Origin of the sequence: Klebsiella sp. C239 (assembly GCF_048822715.1) — a bacterium.
GTDB classification, from domain to species: Bacteria; Pseudomonadota; Gammaproteobacteria; order Enterobacterales; family Enterobacteriaceae; genus Klebsiella; species Klebsiella quasipneumoniae.
The window spans coordinates 485230-504822 of the sequence record NZ_JBMEZK010000003.1; the positions used below are offsets into that span (position 1 = coordinate 485230).

Annotated in this window: 18 protein-coding genes; 12 read left to right on the plus strand and 6 right to left on the minus strand. The window is 59.6% G+C overall.

The features are described 5' to 3' along the window. Nucleotides 1-22 precede the first annotated feature (22 nt). A complete protein-coding gene (locus ACOI6Z_RS11190; RefSeq protein WP_048296901.1) occupies nucleotides 23-136 on the plus strand; it encodes a hypothetical protein in 114 nt (37 codons plus the stop codon). On the opposite strand, the gene ybbP is transcribed toward ACOI6Z_RS11190, so the two are convergent. Beyond that, a complete protein-coding gene (gene ybbP, locus ACOI6Z_RS11195; protein WP_023288666.1) occupies nucleotides 113-2527 on the minus strand; it encodes a putative ABC transporter permease subunit YbbP in 2415 nt (804 codons plus the stop codon). The genes ACOI6Z_RS11190 and ybbP overlap by 24 nt on opposite strands. Then, a complete protein-coding gene (gene ybbA, locus ACOI6Z_RS11200) occupies nucleotides 2524-3210 on the minus strand; it encodes a putative ABC transporter ATP-binding protein YbbA (RefSeq protein ID WP_065812403.1) in 687 nt (228 codons plus the stop codon). The genes ybbP and ybbA overlap by 4 nt, the downstream gene beginning before the upstream one ends. On the opposite strand from ybbA, the gene tesA reads away from it, so the two are divergent. From tesA to ACOI6Z_RS11215, 3 genes are read left to right on the plus strand one after another with little or no spacing between them, the layout of a single operon-like run. Continuing rightward, nucleotides 3181-3804, plus strand: coding sequence for a multifunctional acyl-CoA thioesterase I/protease I/lysophospholipase L1 (gene tesA / locus ACOI6Z_RS11205; protein ID WP_049014639.1), 624 nt, complete (start codon nucleotides 3181-3183; stop codon nucleotides 3802-3804). The two genes, ybbA and tesA, sit on opposite strands and share 30 nt — an antisense overlap. Continuing rightward, nucleotides 3794-4603, plus strand: coding sequence for an SDR family oxidoreductase (locus tag ACOI6Z_RS11210; RefSeq protein ID WP_072096484.1), 810 nt, complete (start codon nucleotides 3794-3796; stop codon nucleotides 4601-4603). Before tesA ends, ACOI6Z_RS11210 begins: the two co-directional genes overlap by 11 nt. Nucleotides 4604-4661: 58 nt before the next feature. Then, entirely contained in the window at nucleotides 4662-5516 is an 855-nt protein-coding gene (locus ACOI6Z_RS11215; RefSeq protein WP_065812402.1) for a co-chaperone YbbN, read from the plus strand. Nucleotides 5517-5623: 107 nt separating this feature from the next. Here the strand turns inward: ACOI6Z_RS11215 and fetB are convergent, their stop codons facing one another. Both fetB and fetA read right to left on the minus strand, forming a co-directional pair. After that, a complete protein-coding gene (gene fetB / locus ACOI6Z_RS11220; RefSeq protein ID WP_065812401.1) occupies nucleotides 5624-6406 on the minus strand; it encodes an iron efflux ABC transporter permease subunit FetB in 783 nt (260 codons plus the stop codon). Then, nucleotides 6393-7070: an iron efflux ABC transporter ATP-binding subunit FetA gene (gene fetA, locus ACOI6Z_RS11225; protein ID WP_023288661.1), complete on the minus strand. Its 678-nt coding sequence runs from the start codon at nucleotides 7068-7070 to the stop codon at nucleotides 6393-6395. Before fetA ends, fetB begins: the two co-directional genes overlap by 14 nt. Before the next feature lie 140 nt (nucleotides 7071-7210). On the opposite strand from fetA, the gene ACOI6Z_RS11230 reads away from it, so the two are divergent. Genes ACOI6Z_RS11230 through ACOI6Z_RS11245 form a run of 4 tightly spaced genes read left to right on the plus strand, consistent with a single transcriptional unit; the run spans nucleotide 7211 to nucleotide 11459 of the window. Further along, nucleotides 7211-8128, plus strand: coding sequence for an SPFH domain-containing protein (locus tag ACOI6Z_RS11230; RefSeq protein WP_004204723.1), 918 nt, complete (start codon nucleotides 7211-7213; stop codon nucleotides 8126-8128). Continuing rightward, nucleotides 8125-8583 carry an NfeD family protein gene (locus ACOI6Z_RS11235; protein WP_065812400.1) on the plus strand — a complete coding sequence of 153 codons (459 nt, stop codon included), beginning with the start codon at nucleotides 8125-8127 and terminating at the stop codon, nucleotides 8581-8583. Before ACOI6Z_RS11230 ends, ACOI6Z_RS11235 begins: the two co-directional genes overlap by 4 nt. A gap of 21 nt (nucleotides 8584-8604) precedes the next feature. Next, nucleotides 8605-10773 (plus strand): hypothetical protein, encoded by a 2169-nt coding sequence (locus ACOI6Z_RS11240; protein WP_065812399.1) that lies wholly within the window; start codon nucleotides 8605-8607, stop codon nucleotides 10771-10773. Continuing rightward, the gene (locus tag ACOI6Z_RS11245) at nucleotides 10743-11459 is read left to right on the plus strand and encodes a DUF3142 domain-containing protein (RefSeq protein ID WP_048334205.1); all 717 of its coding nucleotides are present in this window, start codon (nucleotides 10743-10745) and stop codon (nucleotides 11457-11459) included. The genes ACOI6Z_RS11240 and ACOI6Z_RS11245 overlap by 31 nt, the downstream gene beginning before the upstream one ends. Here ACOI6Z_RS11245 and cueR read toward each other — a convergent pair. Further along, nucleotides 11456-11866 carry a Cu(I)-responsive transcriptional regulator gene (cueR, locus tag ACOI6Z_RS11250; RefSeq protein ID WP_004204725.1) on the minus strand — a complete coding sequence of 137 codons (411 nt, stop codon included), beginning with the start codon at nucleotides 11864-11866 and terminating at the stop codon, nucleotides 11456-11458. The two genes, ACOI6Z_RS11245 and cueR, sit on opposite strands and share 4 nt — an antisense overlap. A gap of 106 nt (nucleotides 11867-11972) precedes the next feature. Here cueR and copA point away from each other — a divergent pair, with 106 nt between their 5' ends. From copA to ybaK, 3 genes are all read left to right on the plus strand, one after another. Beyond that, nucleotides 11973-14474, plus strand: coding sequence for a copper-exporting P-type ATPase CopA (gene copA, locus ACOI6Z_RS11255; RefSeq protein WP_065812456.1), 2502 nt, complete (start codon nucleotides 11973-11975; stop codon nucleotides 14472-14474). Nucleotides 14475-14604: 130 nt separating this feature from the next. Next, nucleotides 14605-15399: a TraB/GumN family protein gene (locus ACOI6Z_RS11260; protein ID WP_023288658.1), complete on the plus strand. Its 795-nt coding sequence runs from the start codon at nucleotides 14605-14607 to the stop codon at nucleotides 15397-15399. A gap of 201 nt (nucleotides 15400-15600) precedes the next feature. Beyond that, on the plus strand, nucleotides 15601-16080 hold the full coding sequence (gene ybaK, locus ACOI6Z_RS11265; RefSeq protein WP_004204728.1) for a Cys-tRNA(Pro)/Cys-tRNA(Cys) deacylase YbaK: 480 nt from the start codon (nucleotides 15601-15603) through the stop codon (nucleotides 16078-16080). A gap of 87 nt (nucleotides 16081-16167) precedes the next feature. Here the strand turns inward: ybaK and ushA are convergent, their stop codons facing one another. Continuing rightward, complete coding sequence (gene ushA, locus ACOI6Z_RS11270; protein ID WP_032734896.1) at nucleotides 16168-17820, minus strand: bifunctional UDP-sugar hydrolase/5'-nucleotidase UshA; 1653 nt, start codon at nucleotides 17818-17820, stop codon at nucleotides 16168-16170. A 369-nt stretch (nucleotides 17821-18189) separates the two neighbouring features. Between ushA and ACOI6Z_RS11275 the strand changes: the two genes are divergently transcribed. Next, nucleotides 18190-19410, plus strand: a complete 1221-nt coding sequence (locus ACOI6Z_RS11275) for an MFS transporter (RefSeq protein ID WP_023288656.1) — start codon at nucleotides 18190-18192, stop codon at nucleotides 19408-19410. The last annotated feature ends 183 nt before the right edge of the window (nucleotides 19411-19593 follow it).

Genomic DNA, 19593 nt, shown 5'->3' on the forward strand with positions numbered 1-19593 from the left:
GTTGCTGGGTTTTTAATGTTTCGTGCGCTTAAAAATCAATGATTTATCAATTTGTGCGCTTAAAATAAAAGCGCCGCCAAAAACGGCGGCGCATCATCAACATGTAATATTCTTACTGGCTAAACTGACGGAATAGCGCTTTTCCTTTTAATAAACGCAGCCCCAGCCCGCCGCCGCACAGGGATAACAACACCGCTCCCGTCATCGGCAGCATCACCCACAGCCGCCAGTCCGGCGCCCAGGGAAAATCAAAGACTTTGGTCTGCAGCATCGCCAGCGCCACTTCGGCGCCTATCGCCGCCACCAGGCCGGAGACCAGCCCCAACAGGGCAAACTCCGCCCACAGCGTGGCGCGCAGCAGCGATTTCCCGGCCCCCAGCGTGCGCCAGACCACCAGCTCCTGATGACGCTGACGCATACCGACCTGCACCTGCGCCAGCAACAGCAGCACGCCGCAGGCCGTCACCAGGCCTACCATCACCTCCAGCGCCCGGCTGACCTGGGAGAGCACCTGGCCGACCTGGCGCAGGATAGCGCCAATATCCAGCAGACTGACGGTGGGAAACTCGCGGTTCAGCTGGGTCAACATCGCAGGACCGTTATCCCAGCGGAAGCTGGTGAGCCAGCTCTGCGGCTGCCCGTCCAGCGCCCCGGTGGGGAAAATAAAGAAGAAGTTTGGCCGCAGGCTCTCCCAGTCGACTTTGCGCACGCTGCTCACCTTCGCGCTGAACTCCTGCGTATCGCCGGTAAAGGTCACCGTATCGCCGATTGTCACTCCCAATCGCTGCGCCAGCCCCTCCTCAATCGATACCTCGCCCGGCTTCGGCGGCCAGCTGCCGGCCACCAGCGGATTATGATCCGGACGCTGTTCGCTCCAGGTGAGATTAAGCTCGCGATTCAGCGCTTCGTCTTTATTCCCGTCCGTGGACTGGCCGTTGATCTGCGTCAGACGAGCCCGGACGATCGGATAGAATTCCGCCGCCCGCGTCTGATGTTCGGCGAGGAAGGTCTTCACCGGCATTATCTGCTCAGGGGCGATATTGATCAGGAAGTAGTTCGGGCTCTCCGGGGGCAGCTGCTGCTGCCAGCGGTCGAGCAGATCGCCGCGCAGCACCAGCAGGAGCGCCAGCAGCATAAATGACAGGGAAAACGCCGCCAGCTGGCTGAGGGTCGACCACGGCTGGCGCAGCAGGCGATTCACCGCCAGACGCAGCGGCAAGGCTCTGAGCGTCAGGCGTTTGAGCAGCCACAGCAATCCCCAGCCCACCAGGCCGCACAGCAACGCCAGCACCACCGCCCCGGCCAGCACTGACCACAGCAGCGGACTGCCGCCCATCAGCCACGCCAGCAGGCCCACCACCACGGCGCTGACCGTCGGGATCCAGATTTTTAACGGCCAGACGCTGGCCACCACGTCCTGGCGCAGCACTCGCAGCGGCAGGGTCGCCAGCAGCAGCCGATACGGCCGCAGGCCCACCAGCAGGGAAATCACGCCGGTCGCGCCCACCGCCCACAGCCACGGCCAGCCGCTGGCCGGCGGGAGCGCGGCGGGCAGAACCGGTTTGAGCACCAGTAGCAGCAGGCGCTCCAGCGCCAGCCCCGCCACCCCGCCGGTTATCACCGACAGCGCCAGCAGCAGCAGCCACTGACCGACAATCAGCTTGCGCAGCTGCGCCCGTCCGGCGCCCAGCGTCTTGAGTATGGCGACCAGATCGTAGCGGCTGCGGCAGTAGTGGCCCATCGCCACGGCCACCGCCGCGACGGCCAGCAGCAGCGTCAACAGCGCGGATAACAACAGGAATTGCTGCGAGCGTTCGAGGGATTTGCCCAGCGCGCTGTCGTCCTGTTCAAGACCAATCCAGCGATGCTCCGGGCCGAGTTTCGGCAGCAGCCACTGCTCATAACGGGCCAGCTGTTCAGCGTCGCCGGCGAACTTATATCGCCATGCGACGCGACTGCCGGGCTGCACGGCGCCGGTCTTTGCCACGTCGGCCATATTCATCATCAGCCGCGGCGCCATCTGGAAGGGGTTAAACCCCGCATCCGGCTCCTGAATCACTTCCCCGGCAATGCGCAGCGTGGCGTCGCCAACGTCAATCGTATCGCCGGTTTTCAGGTTCAGCAGCGCCATCAGCCTTGGCGCCAGCAGGACGCTGCCCGCCCGGGGCTTCAGCCCCGGCGGCTGCGTCTCGAGAGTGCCATACAGCGGATAGCGGTCATCCACTGCCTTGACGTCCGCCAGCTGCGGCGTATCGCCCGCAAAGGTCATGGTGGCGAAGCTCAGCTGTTCGCCGACGCTCAGCCCTGACTTCCGCGCTTGCGCGATCCACTCAGCGGGCACCTCGCGCGAACTGCGCAGCGTCCGGTCGCCCGCCATAAACTCACGGCTTTGCTGGCTGAGGCCTTTCTCCATTCGATCGCTTATCGACCCCAGGGCCAGCACGCAGGCCACGGCGAGGCTTAACGCCAGCCAGACGATCAGCAGCGACGGCGAGCGCCATTCGCGCCAGAACCAGCGGGCGATCATGCTTCCTCCCGCAGCTGGCCATCCACCAGGCGCAGACGGCGGTCGCAGCGCGCCGCCAGCAGCGGATCGTGAGTGACGAGGATCAGGGTGGTGCCGTGTTCGCGATTAAGCGAGAACAGCAGATCGGCAATTTTGTCCCCGGTCTGGCGATCGAGGTTGCCGGTGGGCTCATCGGCGAACAGAATGGCCGGACGCCCATTGAAGGCCCGGGCCAGCGCCACCCGCTGCTGTTCGCCGCCGGAGAGCTGCGCCGGCAGGTGGTGCAGGCGTTTGCCAAGTCCCAGCTGCTCAAGCAGCGCCCGGGCATCGCCTCGGCTCTGGTTATCGCTGGCGCCGCGCAGCAGCGCCGGCAGCTCGACGTTCTCCAGGGCGTTGAGCGTTGGGATCAGCATAAACGACTGAAATACAAAACCGACGTGCTGCGCCCGCAGCGCCGCCCGCGCCTCCTCATCCATTCGATGCAGCGGTTTGCCCAGCATCGATACTTCCCCGCTGCTGCCATCGTCCAGGCCGGCGAGGATCGCCAACAGGGTCGATTTACCAGAGCCCGACTCGCCGATCAGGGCGATGGTCTGCCGCGGTTTGACAACCAGCTCAACTCCGGTAAGGATGGTGAGCTGATGCTCCCCCTGACCGACGGACTTCTTAAGATGATGAACTTCAAGTATGTTTTCCGCTGGCATGTGCCTTTCCTGTTTTTGTTCCTGTTTACCTGCCGCGCGATGGCGGCGGACACGCTGCTGATCCTCGGCGACAGCCTGAGCGCTGGCTATCGGATGGCGGCCAACGCCGCGTGGCCTGCGCTGCTCAATGAGAAGTGGCAGGCGAAAACGCCGGTGGTGAACGCCAGCATCAGCGGCGATACCTCCCAGCAGGGACTGGCCCGTCTGCCAGCGCTGCTTAAGCAGCATCAGCCGCGCTGGGTGCTGGTTGAGCTCGGCGGCAACGACGGGCTGCGCGGCTTTCCGCCGCAGCAGACCGAGCAGACGCTGCGCACCATCATTCAGACGATCAAAACGGCCAACGCCGAACCGCTGCTGATGCAAATTCACCTGCCGGCGAACTATGGCCGCCGCTATAATGAAGCCTTCGGCGCGATTTACCCGGCCCTGGCCAAAGAGTTCGCTATTCCTCTCCTGCCCTTTTTTATGGAGGAGGTGTATCTGAAACCCCAGTGGATGCAGGACGACGGCATTCACCCGAATCGCGACGCGCAGCCGTTTATCGCCGACTGGATGGCGAACCGGCTGGCTCCCTTAGTTAATCATGACTCCTGAACGCCAGGGGTCGCTGACAGGTAAAGTTATGCAAAAAACGGTTTTAGTGACAGGCTGTTCCAGCGGAATTGGTCTGGAAAGCGCGCTGGATTTAACCCGCGAGGGCTTTCGCGTGCTGGCGGCCTGCCGCAAAGCGGAGGATGTGGCGCGGATGCAGGAGCTGGGGCTAACCGGTATTTTGCTCGATCTGGACGACCCGCAGAGCGTGGAGCGCGCGGCGGCGGAGGTGATTGCGCTGACCGATAATCGTCTCTACGGCTTGTTCAATAACGCCGGATACGGCGTCTATGGCCCGCTGAACACCATCAGCCGCCAGCAGATGGAACAGCAGTTTTCCGCCAACTTTTTTGGCGCCCATCAGCTCACCATGCTGCTGCTGCCGGCGATGACCCCGCACGGCGAAGGACGCATCGTGATGACCTCCTCGGTGATGGGGCTTATCGCCAGCCCCGGCCGCGGCGCCTACGCCGCCAGCAAATATGCCCTTGAGGCATGGTCCGATGCGCTGCGCATGGAGCTGCGCCACAGCGGTATTCAGGTCAGCCTGATTGAACCGGGCCCGATCCGCACCCGCTTTACCGATAACGTCAACCAGACGCAAAGCGACAAGCCCGTTGAAAACCCGGGCATCGCCGCCCGTTTTACCCTCGGGCCGGAAGCGGTGGTGGAAAAAGTGCGCCACGCTTTTACCAGCGATAAGCCAAAGCTGCGCTACCCGGTCACCCTGGTCACCCACGCGGTGGCGCTGCTCAAACGCCTGCTGCCAGCCCGCGCGATGGACAAAATTATCCACGGCTGAGTTGAAGCGCGGAATGCCGCCCCCATGTAAAACAGAAATCGACTAACGAGAAATGCCCATGTCCGAACAGAATATTGTCAACATTAGCGAAGCGAACCTGCAGCAGACGCTACAGCAGTCTATGAACGTCCCGGTGCTGTTTTACTTCTGGTCTGCCCGCAGCCAGCACTGCGAACAGCTGACCCCGGTTCTTGAGCGTCTGGCCGCGCAATACAATGGCCAGTTTACGCTGGCGAAGGTCGATTGCGACGCTGAGCAGATGCTCGCTTCACAGTTTGGTCTGCGCGCCATCCCTACGGTTTATCTGTTCCAGAACGGCCAGCCGGTGGACGGTTTTGAAGGCCCGCAGCCGGAAGAAGCGATCCGCGCCCTGCTGGATAAAGTCCTGCCCCGTGAAGAGGAGCTGAAAGCTCAGCAGGCGCTGGCCCTGATGCAGGAAGAAAAATACGCCGAAGCCCTGCCGCTGCTGAAGGAAGCCTGGCAGCTGTCGAATCAGGAGAGCCAGATTGGCCTGCTGCTGGCGGAAACGCTGATTGCCCTGCACCGTTCCGATGAAGCGGAAAGCGTGCTGAAAACCATCCCGCTGCAGGATCAGGATACCCACTATCAGGGTCTGGTGGCGCAGATTGAGCTGCTCAAACAGGCCGCCGACACGCCGGAAATCCAGCAGCTGCAGCAGCAGGTGGAACAGAATCCGGAGGATGCGCTGCTGGCCTCCCAGCTGGCGCTACAGCTGCATCAGGTCGGGCGTAACGAAGAAGCGCTGGCGCTGCTGTTCAGCCATCTGCAGAAGGATTTAGGCGCCGGCGACGGCCAGGCGCGCAAGATGCTGCAGGAGATCCTCGCCGCCCTCGGTACGGGCGATGCGCTGGCCGCCAAATACCGCCGTCAGCTCTATTCGCTGCTGTACTAATTCGTTGCCTGCCCCGGATAGCGCTGCGCTTATCCGGGCTATGCGAACGAGGCGCAACGTAGCCTTAGCAACCCGGGTGAGGCGTGAACGCCGCAACCCGGGATCGTTCACGGGCGTTTTTTCAGCTGCGTCACCACCAGCTGATGGCGGGCGTTGAAGAATTTCCGGTAGGTCAGATAGCCGGCGATAATCGTCGACAGGCTGGCGGTCGACAGCAGCATAAAAGTTACCATGATCTGGTACTTAATCGCCTTCACCGGGTCAATACCGGCAAAAATTAGTCCCGACATCATCCCTGGCAAACTCACCAGGCCGACCGTTTTCGCTGAATCGACGGTGGGAATCAATGACGCGCGGATGCTGTCGCGGATCAGCCGCGCCGAGGCCATCTTCGGCGTCGCGCCGAGGCTGAGCTTCTCATGAATCTGCTGCTGCTCGCTGCTGAAGCGCTGGCCCATATTGTTGTAGCACAGCCCCACCGCCACCATGGCGTTCCCGGCCACCATCCCGGCAATCGGGATCACCTGCATCGGCACGAAGGCTATCGAGCCGGAGAACACCAGCACCGCCAGCGTCAGCCCGGCGCCGGTGGTGATGGCGATAAATGACGAGACAAACGCCTTATCGATATATTTACTGCGCTTTTTGGCATTCCACGCCGCGTTAAAGCAGATAAACAGCACCATCAACAGCGTCAGAACCGCATGGTTGACGTTAAAGATATATTTCAGCACATAGCCGACGATAATCAGCTGCACGATCGCCCGGCAGATGCTCCAGAGAATATCTTTTTCCAGCGCCAGCTTTTCCCGATAGCTCACCAGAATAGCGATCAGCACCAGCACCATCGACAGCGCCAGCGATTCGTTCGTAATGTTATGCCCGTTCATGCTGTGCCTCCTGCATGTTTCCGCCGGCAGGTTGCAGCGTAATTACTTCATCGGCATGCGAAATTTCATTGCGATCGTGAGTGACCCATAGAACAGCGACCTGTTTTTCCGTCGCGTAGCCATGAATAATGTCATTCACATTCTGTTTATTACTGTCATCCAGCGCGCTGGTAATTTCGTCCAGCAGCAGCACGCGCGGCAGAAATTGTAAATTGCGGATCAGCGATACGCGCTGCTTTTCACCGCCCGACAGTTCGTTAATCGATTTTTCCAGCATATTTTCGCCAAGACCAAAGCGCTGCAGATCGGCCACCAGCGCCTGCGGATCCGGTTGTTTATTACGGATCTGCCACGGAAAAATCAGGTTATCGTAAACCGAATCCCCGAACAGCGCCGGCGTCTGCGCACAATAAGAGACCTGCTGGCGATACCTTTCCGGCGACAGCGTCGCGACATCAGCATCGTCGAAAAACAGACGTCCGGAGGTCGGGCTGAGCAGCGAGGCGATAATTTTCAGCAAGGTGCTTTTCCCGCAGCCGGAAGGCCCGGTAATCAACTTGAATTCCCCGGGTCTGAGCTGAAGGTTGATATTATGTAAAATAACTGCGTCGTCGGTCTTAAATCCCACATCCTCGAGACGCAAAAGCGCGTTATTTTCCTTCATGAGTCTTCCTGATTATTTTCTGAAACACCGCTAGTTTACCCCACTTTCCTTTCTCCAGGATGAGGAGAAAGATATACTCAATTTAAACATGCGCTATTTCCTTGTAGCGCCCCACCAGGCAACAAGACAGGAGGTTTTTGATGCTGATTTTTATTCCTATCCTTATTTTCGTCGCGCTGGTCATTGTGGCCGCGGCGGTGAAAATCGTCCCGCAGGGCTACCAGTGGACGGTGGAGCGCTTCGGGCGTTTTACCCAGACGCTGCAGCCGGGATTAAGCTTAGTCGTGCCGTTTATGGACCGCATCGGCCGCAAAGTGAACATGATGGAGCAGGTGCTCGACATCCCGTCACAGGAGGTGATCTCCCGGGATAACGCTAACGTCACTATCGACGCCGTTTGCTTTATTCAGGTGGTTGACGCGCCGAAGGCCGCCTACGAGGTCAGCAATCTTGAGCAGGCGATCGTCAACCTGACGATGACCAACATCCGTACCGTGCTCGGCTCGATGGAGCTGGACGAAATGCTCTCCCAGCGCGACAGCATTAACACCCGCCTGCTGCATATCGTTGACGACGCCACCAACCCGTGGGGGGTGAAAATCACCCGCGTCGAAATTCGCGACGTTCGCCCACCAGCGGAACTTATCGCCTCGATGAACGCTCAGATGAAAGCCGAACGAACCAAGCGCGCTTATATTCTCGAGGCCGAAGGGGTGCGTCAGGCGGAAATACTGAAAGCGGAAGGGGAAAAGCAGTCGCAGATCCTCAAGGCGGAGGGCGAGCGGCAGTCCGCGTTCCTGCAGGCGGAGGCCCGCGAGCGTTCCGCTGAAGCGGAAGCCCGCGCCACCCAGATGGTCTCCTCGGCGATCGCCTCAGGCGATATTCAGGCGATCAACTACTTCGTGGCGCAGAAATACACCGATGCGCTGCAGCAGATTGGCGCCGCCAACAACAGTAAAGTGGTGCTGATGCCGCTGGACGCCAGCAGCCTGATGGGATCGATCGCCGGGATCAGCGAGCTGATCAAAGAAGGCGCTGGCGATCGGAAAAAATCATGATCGACATGATCCTCGCCCACCCCCATCTGTTCTGGCTTAGCCTCGGCGGGCTGCTGCTGGCGGCCGAGATGCTGGGCGGCAGCGGATACCTGCTATGGAGCGGCGTCGCCGGCGTGGTGACCGGCGCCCTGACCTGGCTCCTGCCGCTGAGCTGGGAATGGCAAGGCACGCTGTTTGCCGTCCTCACTCTGCTGGCGGCGTGGCTGTGGTCGAAGTGGCTGCGCAAGCGCGTCAAACTGCAGCGTCCTGCCGATGCTCAACTCAACCAGCGCGGGCTACAGCTGATTGGCCGCCGTCTGACGCTGGATACCCCCCTGGTAAACGGCCGCGGCCACGTGCGCGTGGGCGACAGCTCCTGGCCGGTGATGGCTGACGAGGACCTCGCCGCGGGCAGTCAGGTCGAAGTGGTCGCCGTGGAAGGGATTACGCTCCATATTAGAGTCGTTTCACGATAATCATTTCACAGGACATCCGTTATGGTCAGGAAGACAACCTTTAATCTTACACTGTGCGCTCTGCTGGTGGCGGCCCCTCAGGCGTTTGCTTCTTCTGATATCGAAGATTGCTCCTGGAGCGACACGCTGTGTCTGCTAAAAGGCGACCCTGTATTGACGCCGGGAAACGACTCGCGCGACAACCTGCTGCGCCTGCTGAGCGAAGAGAAATCTTTCGCCCTGCCCGTTCAGAACATTCCCGCCGATGTCAGCCGCTCACGCGAGGTTTACTTCGCTTATCATCCTGAGTGGGATAGCGCGCCGCCGCCTGCCACACCGCCTGCGCAAAGCGAAGACGAAACCTTTACCCGACAAATGGCGGCGCTGAATATCGATCCCGCACAGGTGATGCCAGCCGATTCGGCTGAACGGCTGGGAACCTCCGACGATGAACTGGAAAACCGCTTTGTCAGCAACACCCTTGCCGCCGTCAGCCAGTTCAACACCGCCCTGCTGGCCGCCCCCTCTGTGACGCCACAGCAGCGTCATGACCTGGCGCTGGCGCGGTTGAAACTGTTTTATGGCGCCAATATCACCGCAGTCCTTGATATTCTCAATAGCTTCCCGGCAGATACGGACGCCGACTTATTCGCTTATTACCTTTCCGGCATCGCCCACTTCTATGGCGGTAATTTCACCGCCGCGACCCAGGATTTCACCTTGTTGCTGGAAAGTAAGCAACCCTGGCTGGCCGAGACCGCGCAATATATGCTGATGCGCACGGCGCTCAACAAGAGTAGCCAGAACAGCGTTGGGCAGTACGGCGATTTTGATATCGCACGCATCAATCGTGAAGATGCCGCCCTGGCGCAAAAAGAGGCGCAAACTTACTTGCAGCGCTGGCCAACAGGGGTGTATGCCGATTCCGCGCGCAACATGTTGCGCCGCATTAACTGGTATCTGCAGGCGTGGCCGCAGTTGGCTGGTCTCTATGAACAGGCCTTCCAGCAGGCGAGCGATGCCGGAGAACTGCGTCGTCTGGTGAGTGAATATGATAATGTCTTCGGCATGCCGTTCTACGATCAACCCGTTCAGACGGCATTCCCCGATGCGCCGCAGGTTAGTTATGTCGAGCTTCTACGCGCCCTGCGCCTGAATGCCGATAGTAAACCGGCCTTAACCCAGGCGCAGCTGGACGCCAGCAAAGCGGCGTTTGAGAAGAGCGGAAAGCTGCCGCTGTGGCGCAATCTACAGCTGCAGCTATGGAACGTGACGGGCAACGATGCCGCCATCCTGCAGGCGGTCACGCCGGCGAAAACGCTGCCGGCGCACGATATTCTCGCTTTCAGCGAACAGGTCCTCTACGGCGAAGCGCTAATGGAGCAAAAGCAGTGGCCGGCAGCGGTCGATTTTTGGCGGCAACTGCTCCAACTCAGCCAGGACCGCGAACAGCAGCAGTTTATCCAGGCGAAGCTTGCTGCAACGCTGGTCTACAGCGGTAACGCTGCGGCAATCTTTGCCGCCGATAGCCCGGTGACCAACCTGCGCTTTCGCTCCCGCGTGCTGAAAACCCAGGCCTCGCCTGAATTGCTACGCCAGCAGGCCGTCAGTGGCCCCAATAATGAAGAGCGTACCATCGCTCTGCACACGCTGCTGGTGCGGGATCTCACCGAGAATCGCTTTGGCGACTGGCTGAAAGACAAAACGCTCGCCAGCGCCATTACCCAACCGGTTATCAGCGAGGCCTTTAACGACGTCAACCTGAGTAGCTTCGACTGGAACGGCAAGGCGACTGAAGCAGGTTATGCCTGTCGGAGCCTTGATGATACGGTCGCTGTACTGAGTAAAAACGCCGATGATGCCCATGCGCTTAACTGCCTCGGCGAGTTCTTCCGCACCACCCAAACGCATGTCGATCTGTGGAAAGATGCCGCCGGCAACGATGTACTGGAGGACGCCATCGATCGCCAGCAGCCTCTGGGGCAATACGATCGCCAGAGCTATTACCAGCAGATTATCACCTCGCCGAAAGCGGAGCCGGAAGACAAAAGCTATGCGCTGTACCGGGCGATCCTCTGTTACGCCCCCTCCGGTAGCAACGAGTGCGGCGGCGAAGATGTCGATAAGCTGCAGCGCAAAGGCTGGTTCACACAGTTGAAAACGCAATATCCGGGAAGCCAGTGGGCGCAAAAACTCAAATACTATTGGTAATCGCGCTACTGGTCGGGTACGCGCAGGCGGCAGAGCGCGTTGATGCGTGCCAGCATTCCGCTTTCTGGCTGTGGTCCGGGGTGAAGGCCAGTGACGAACTGCGAAATGCGCAAACGGTCTACCTGCATCAGGGCGAGGTGTTCAAGCAAGCGGGCGAGGTGGTATTTCAACGCCTCGGCCTACCGGTGAGCCGCCTGACATTTCCCTCAATCTGGCTTACCGTTCGCTTTACCACACTTGATGTGCCGCCGACGATTGTGCCGCGCATTGTGCGCCTGATGCAACGTTGGCAGACGGCGGGCAATCAGGTGGTTGGCTTGCAAATTGATTTTGACGCCGGCACTTATCAGCTCGCCGATTACGCCCGCTTTTTACGCCAACTGCGCCAACAGCTGCCGCCCGAATTCGCGCTGGGGGTAACTGGCCTGCTGGACTGGGCCAAAACCGGCGATATTGCCACGCTCAATGCGCTGGCGGTTGATGAACTGGTGGTACAAAGCTACCAGGGACGGCGCACGGTGGCGAATTATCAGGATTATCTGCCCGCGCTCAGCCGATTGCGTATCCCGTTCAAGCTCGGACTGGTCCAAAACGGTAGGCGCGACAAACTGGCGGAAACCCAGTTGCAACGCTCCCCTTACTATCGCGGTACGGTGGTCTTTATGCTCAACCCAGCCCGGCATTAAGCCTGCGCCTTGCGATGACAGCAGCCGGAAAGATTATCGATAATCGGGCACTCCGCGCTGTCGTCGCCGGGGCAGGATTCAGCCAGCGCCAGCAGGTGCGCGCGCATATTTTGCAGCTCGCGGATATGGTTCTCGATATCCGCCACTTTCTCCAGCGTGCGTTTTTTCACATCGGCGCTGTGCCGTGACGGGTCGTTGAATAGCGCCACCAGCTCGCGGCACTCTTCCAGATTAAACCCCACCTGCCGCGCCTGGCGCAGCAGCGTCAGCTCATCGAGATGCTGCTGACCGTAGGTGCGGTAGCCGTTTTCGCTCCGCAACGGCGGCGTCACCAGCCCCTTCTCTTCGTAAAAACGAATCGCTTTGCTGGTTAAGCCGGTTTTTTTCGCCACATCGCTGATATTCATTTTTTCTCCTTGACCTTCCCCTTGCTGGAAGGTTTAACCTTCTTAATACTCGATGAAAGAGTGGTTCTGGTCAATCGTTGACCGGAAAATTATTCAGGAGTTATTTATGTCTAACACTATCGACCTGACGCTGGATGGCCTCTCCTGCGGCCACTGCGTTAAACGCGTGAAAGAGAGTCTGGAGCAGCGTCCTGACGTTGAGCAAGCGGAAGTCACCCTCACTGAAGCCCATGTGACGGGCAGCGCCAGCGCACAAGCGCTGATTGAAACCGTTAAACAAGCCGGATACGGCGCGGAGCTCAGCCACCCAAAGGCTAAACCGCTGGCAGAATCATCAATCCCGTCGGAAGCACTGACAGCGGCCACTCCTGAGCTTCCGGCAGCCCATGACGAAGATGACAGTCAACAGCTGCTGATCAACGGCATGAGCTGCGCCAGCTGCGTCTCCCGGGTACAGAACGCGCTTGCCGCGGTGCCGGGCGTCTCACAGGCGCGGGTTAACCTGGCGGAACGCACGGCGCTGGTGATGGGCAGTGCGTCCGCCACAGAATTAGTGCAGGCGGTGGAGAAAGCGGGCTACGGCGCGGAGGCGATCGAGGACGATCTGGAACGCCGCGAACGGCAGCAGGAAACCGCCATCGCCACCATGAAACGTTTTCGCTGGCAGGCGATTGTCGCCCTGCTGGTCGGCGTGCCGGTGATGGTCTGGGGCATGATCGGCGATAACATGATGGTCAGCGACGACAACCGTTCGCTGTGGCTGGTCATCGGCCTCGTCACCCTGGCGGTGATGGTCTTCGCCGGCGGCCACTTCTACCGCAGCGCGTGGAAAAGCCTGAAAAACGGCACTGCCACCATGGATACGCTGGTGGCGCTCGGTACCGGCGTCGCCTGGCTGTACTCGATGAGCGTCAACCTGTGGCCACAGTGGTTCCCGATGGAAGCCCGCCATCTCTATTACGAAGCCAGCGCAATGATTATCGGCCTGATTAACCTCGGCCATATGCTGGAGGCCCGCGCCCGCCAGCGCTCCTCAAAAGCGCTGGAGAAACTGCTCGACCTGACGCCGCCTTCGGCGCGGGTCGTCACGCCCGAGGGCGAGAAAGATCTGCCGCTCGCTGAAGTTCAGGCCGGCATGACGCTGCGCCTGACGACCGGCGACCGCGTCCCGGTCGACGGCGTGATAAGCCAGGGGGAAGCCTGGTTTGATGAAGCGATGCTCACCGGCGAACCGGTACCGCAGCAAAAAGGCGATGGCGACGCCATTCACGCCGGCACCGTAGTGCAGGACGGCAGCGTGCTGTTCACCGCCAGCGCCGTCGGCAGCCAGACCACGCTGGCGCGTATTATCCGCATGGTGCGCCAGGCGCAGAGCAGCAAGCCGGAGATCGGCCAGCTGGCGGATAAAATCTCCGCGGTGTTTGTCCCGGCGGTGGTCGCCATTGCGCTGATTAGCGCTGCGATCTGGTACTTCTTCGGCCCGGCGCCGCAGATCGTCTATACCCTGGTGATCGCCACCACGGTACTGATTATCGCCTGTCCGTGCGCATTAGGCCTGGCGACGCCGATGTCGATTATATCCGGCGTTGGCCGGGCGGCGGAGTACGGCGTACTGGTGCGCGACGCCGATGCTCTGCAGCGCGCCAGTGAACTCGACACCCTGGTGTTCGATAAAACCGGCACCCTGACCGAAGGCAAGCCGCAGGTGGTGGCGGTGAAAACTTTCGCAGACGTTGATGAGATGACCGCGCTGCGTCTTGCCGCCGCGCTTGAGCAGGGTTCAAGCCATCCGCTGGCGCGAGCGATCCTTGATAAAGCCGGAGACAGCCCGTTGCCGGAAGTGAGCGGCTTCCGCACCCTGCGCGGCCTGGGCGTCAGCGGCGAAGCGGAAGGCCATCGCCTGCTGCTCGGTAACCAGGCGCTGCTCAACGAGCAACATATCGCCACCGGCGATATAGAAAGCGAGATGATGGCGCAGGCCTCGCGCGGGGCTACGCCGGTGCTGCTGGCGGTAGATGGTCAGGCGGCCGCGCTGTTCGCCATCCGTGACCCGCTACGCGAAGACAGCGTCGACGCTCTGGCGCGCCTGCATCGTCAGGGCTACCGCCTGGTGATGCTCACCGGGGATAACCCCACTACCGCGAATGCTATCGCCAAAGAAGCCGGCATTGATGAGGTGATTGCCGGCGTGCTGCCGGACGGTAAAGCCGACGCCATTAAGCGTCTGCAGAGCCAGGGGCACAAAGTGGCGATGGTGGGCGATGGGATTAACGACGCCCCGGCGCTGGCGCAGGCGGATGTCGGGATCGCCATGGGCGGCGGCAGCGATGTCGCCATTGAAACGGCGGCGATCACCCTGATGCGCCATAGTCTTCACGGCGTGGCCGATGCGCTGGCGATTTCGAAGGCGACCTTACGCAATATGAAGCAGAACCTGCTGGGGGCCTTTGTCTACAACTCGCTGGGCATCCCGATTGCCGCCGGGATCCTCTGGCCGCTGACCGGCACGTTGCTCAATCCGGTGGTCGCCGGCGCGGCGATGGCGCTGTCGTCGATTACCGTGGTGAGTAACGCTAACCGCCTGCTGCGCTTTAAACCAAAAGCGTAAGCGCTGTCCAGGAAAGCGGGCGCTGGCAGGGTCGGCGCCCGCTTTTTTACCGGGACAAGAAAAGCCCGCCGGAAGGGTGACGTGTATCACCATATGCGCTAGCATGAATGCCTCACACTTCGGAGCGCGTATGGGCCTGTTAAACCGGATAAAAATGCTGTGGCGAGCCGCCGTCGGCTCGTCTTATTCCTGGCCTGCGATGGATATCGTCCTGCCCGGCGAACGCTATCTGCACCTCGTCGGCAGCATCCATATGGGCACCCGCGATATGGCGCCGCCGCCAGCGAAGCTGCTGAAAAAAATACGCCAGGCCGATGCGTTAATCGTTGAGGCCGATATCAGCGGCAATGAAACCCCGTTTAGCCATCTCCCCGCTTATCCGCCGCTGGCGGAGCGCCTGAGCGACGCGCAGCTGAGCGAGCTACAGACGCGAGCCGGTGAACTCGGCCTGTCGGTCGCGCTATTCGACAGCCAGCCGCTGTGGCAGGTGGCGATGGTTCTGCAGGCCACCCAGGCGCAGAAGCTGGGGCTGCGCCCGGATTACGGTATCGATTATCAGTTGCTGATGGCCGCCCGCGAGAGCAACATAGCGGTGATGGAGCTGGAAGGCGCCGACAGCCAGATCGCGCTGCTGCGCGACCTGCCCGATGGCGGAATGGCGCTGCTGGAGGATACGCTGACCCACTGGCGCACCAACGCCCGTTTACTGCAGGTCATGATCGGCTGGTGGCTGGAGCAACCGCCGTCGCGCGGCGCGGTATCGCTGCCGACGACCTTCAGCCAGTCTTTATATGATGTGCTGATGCACCAGCGCAATCTCGCCTGGCGCGAGACGCTGCTGGCCCTGCCGCCGGGCCGCTACGTGGTCGCCGTCGGCGCGCTGCATCTGTATGGCGAAGGGAATCTGCCGGATATGCTGACATAAAAAAATGGCCAATATTGCTATTGGCCCGTCAAAGAGGAATTTCATCATTATTATTATCCCGGGATTTGCATCCCGGATCGTCTGATTGTCGCTCAAAGTGACCATCACTGCCAACACTATTGCGCAAGATGGTACTATTTTTTAGACAACCTGCGGGCGTATTCTGACGTCACGCAAAACCGGTTGGTAAGAAGGATAGCTATGACTCCCGCCGTTAAATTACTCGAAAAAAACAAAATCCCCTTTCAGATCCACAGTTACGATCACGATCCCAATGAGACCAACTTCGGTGATGAAGTGGTGCGCAAGCTCGGCCTCAATGCCGACCAGGTATACAAGACCCTGCTGGTCGCCGTAAATGGCGATATGAAGCATCTGGCGGTCGCCGTCACCCCGGTCGCCGGTCAGCTGGATTTGAAGAAAGTGGCGAAAGCGCTGGGCGCCAAGAAAGTCGACATGGCCGACCCGATGGTGGCGCAGCGTATCACCGGCTATCTGGTGGGCGGTATCAGTCCGCTGGGGCAGAAGAAGCGCCTGCCGACGGTGATTGACGCCCCGGCGCAGGAATTTGCCACCATTTACATTTCCGGCGGCAAACGCGGGCTGGATATTGAGCTGGCGGCCAGCGATCTGGCGCAGCTGCTGGATGCGAAGTTCGCCGATATCGCCCGCCGCGATTGATGACGCGCCCCGTGCCCGGTAAGCGCAGCGCCACCGGGAAAGCGCCCGGATAGCGACGCAGCGCTTTATCCGGGCTTCCCCTCAGGGTTACTGCCAGCTCACCTCGCCTTTCGGCTCATAGGCGGCGGCATCCAGCGGCGAGTTCTTCTCGATATACTCTTTCAGCACTTCGGCATCGATAAAGCCGGTATTCACATACCCGGGTTTATCGGCGATGTTCGGATAGCCATCGCCGCCGGTGGCGTTAAAGCTCAGCGTCGCCATCCGGTAGGTCTTCGCCGGATCCACCGGTTCGCCTTTGATTTTCAGATCGTTTAACTTGCCGTCTTTGGCCACAAAGCTGACGTTCGCAAACTGCGGATAGGCGCCGGAATCCGGCTTCATCTGCGCGACGGCGGTCAGGTAATCCACCACCTCTTTGCCGCTCATATCGACATAGGTCAGCACATTGCCGAACGGCTGGACCTTCATCACATCCTTGTAGGTGATATCGCCCGCCTCGATGGAGTCGCGGATCCCGCCGCCGCTCATCACCGCGAAATCCGCGTTACTGCGCGCCATCTGCGCCGCCAGCAGCAGGTGGCCCATATTGGTCTGTACGAAGCGCACTTTACTGCGATCGCCCTCCAGATGACCATTCACGCTGCCGATTTTGACCTGTAGTTGCGCCTTACCTTTGTTCTGGAACGGCGTCAGCAGCGACATCATCTGCGGGTTCTCCGCGATCTGCGGCGTATACAGCACCCGCTCGCTTTGGCCGTTATCGTATGTCACTTTTTTCTTCAGGTTGACCGGGATCAGCTGATAGTGCACCAGTTTCATCTCGCCGTTGCGGAACTCAAAATCGGCGCGGCCGACGTATTTGCCCCACTCATGCGCCTGGACGATCCAGATACCGTTCTGACGATCCGGGGCGCACGGCGTCCCTGGCACATAGTCGACCTGTTTTTTATTTTCCGACGCCATGCACACCGGATCCTGCGAGTGACCGCCGACGATCATCGCCAGCGAGCCCGCGGGTAAACTGCGTGCCATCTCGACATCCCCCGGCGCGTTAGAGCCGTGGTTGCCGTTGTCATAGTGGCCCATATGGGTGGTGGCCAGGATCACGTCCGGCTTTTCATTCTGCTGCAGCTCCTGGATCACCAGCTTCGCCTCTTCCGCCGGTTTGCGGAATTCGATATCGGTGAAATATTCCGGATTGCCAATCTTGGCCGTATCGTCAGTGGTTAAGCCAATTACCGCGATTTTTAACCCGCCGCGTTTAAACAGCGCCCAGGGTTTGAACAGCCGTTCGCCGGTGCTTTTCTGATAAATATTGGCCGACAGGAACGGGAACTTCGCCCACTTTTCCTGCTGGCGCAGCACGCTCAGCGGATTATCAAACTCATGGTTCCCCACCGCCATCGCGTCGTAGCCGATCAAGTTCATGCCGCGAAAATCGGGCTCTGCATCCTGTAAATCAGACTCCGGCACCCCGGTATTGATATCCCCGCCGGACAGCAGCAGAACGCTACCGCCTTCGGCCGCCACCTCTTTACGAATACCGTCCACCAGCGTTTTCTGCGCCGCCAGGCCATATTCGCCGTAGTCATTGCGCCAGAAATGGCCGTGGTGATCGTTGGTGTGCAGGATGGTAATTTTATAGGTTTTATCCTGCTCATAGGCCTGCGCGGACAGGCTGCCCAGCGATAAAGCGGCGAATAACGCCAGCGCCACGCTGTGTTTGAAATAATGCATGCTTCACTCCCTGACTTAATCCCAAGTGCCGAAAGTATAGCGAGTTAGCCGCGTTGACAAATATGTTTTCAGAATTGCGACTTCCTTCAAACCTTATCTGCAGGTATGTTAGTCGGATAATAATTCTACCCGTCATACTTCAAGTTGCATGTGCGTTGGCAATAACTCGGCCCATCCCTGGGCCTCGCCCTTACGGGCGCAGTGAACTGCGTTCAAATTCGTTCCTGACGAATTTGTCCTCGCTCACCCCAGTCACTTACGAGAGTAAGCTCCTGGGGATTCGCTGCGTCGCCGCCTGCCTGCAACTCGAATTATTTAGGGTAACAACCTGCATTCTCTACAACAAATCGAACTCGCTGAAGTGAACCTATGACAACCAACCAATCCGCTCAGACCTTACCCAGTACCGACGCGCCGCCGCAAAAAGCACGCACCTCGTTTGGCATCTTAGGCGCGATCAGCCTGTCCCATTTGCTTAACGATATGATCCAGTCGCTCATACTCGCTATCTACCCGCTGCTGCAGGCCGAGTTCTCCCTTACCTTCGTGCAGATTGGGATGATCACCCTCACCTTCCAGCTCACCTCATCGCTGTTCCAGCCGGTGATTGGCTACATCACCGATAAACGATCGATGCCGTGGTCGCTGCCGGTGGGCATGTGCTTTACCCTCTGCGGTTTGATCCTGCTGGCGCTGGCCGGTAGCTTCGGTATGGTGCTGCTGGCCGCCGCGCTGGTGGGTACCGGCTCCTCGGTTTTCCATCCGGAATCATCCCGCGTGGCGCGAATGGCCTCCGGCGGCCGTCACGGCCTGGCCCAGTCGCTGTTCCAGGTCGGCGGCAACTTCGGCAGTTCGCTTGGCCCGCTGCTGGCGGCGGTGATCATCGCCCCGTATGGTAAAGGCAACGTCGCCTGGTTCGTGCTGGCCGCCCTGCTGGCTATCGTCGTGCTGTCGCAAATCAGCCGCTGGTACGCCGCGCAGCACCGGATGAATAAGGGCAAACCGAAGCCGGCGATCGTCAATCCGCTGCCGCGCAATAAGGTGATTCTGGCGGTAGGTATTCTGCTGATGCTGATTTTCTCGAAATACTTCTATATGGCGAGCATCAGCAGCTATTACACCTTTTATCTGATGCATAAGTTCGGCTTATCGGTGCAAAATGCCCAGCTGCATCTGTTTGCCTTCCTGTTCGCGGTGGCCGCCGGGACGGTGATTGGCGGGCCCGTTGGCGATAAGATTGGACGAAAATATGTTATTTGGGGCTCTATCCTCGGCGTGGCGCCTTTCACCCTTGTTTTACCCTATGCCAGCCTTGAATGGACCGGGATTTTAACGGTGATCATTGGTTTTATCCTCGCCTCGGCCTTCTCCGCTATTCTGGTCTATGCCCAGGAGCTGCTGCCGGGACGTATCGGCATGGTTTCAGGCCTGTTTTTCGGCTTTGCCTTTGGTATGGGCGGCCTTGGCGCCGCGGTGCTGGGCCTGCTGGCGGACCATACCAGCATCGACCTGGTATATAAAATCTGCGCCTTCCTGCCGCTGCTGGGATTCCTGACGATATTTCTTCCTGATAACCGGCAAAAAGCCTGATTATCCGGCGGCCAAAGTGTAACGCTGGCCGCCGTTACCCCTTGCGCCATCGGCCTGATGCGCGCATTCCTCTCTCGATTTTTCCTTCTGTGCCTTTTCAGCGGCCAATTGCATTTTTTTGCACAATTCAAGAATTATTCATAAACAAAGTGAACGTTTTTGTCATAAACTATTACGCGGACA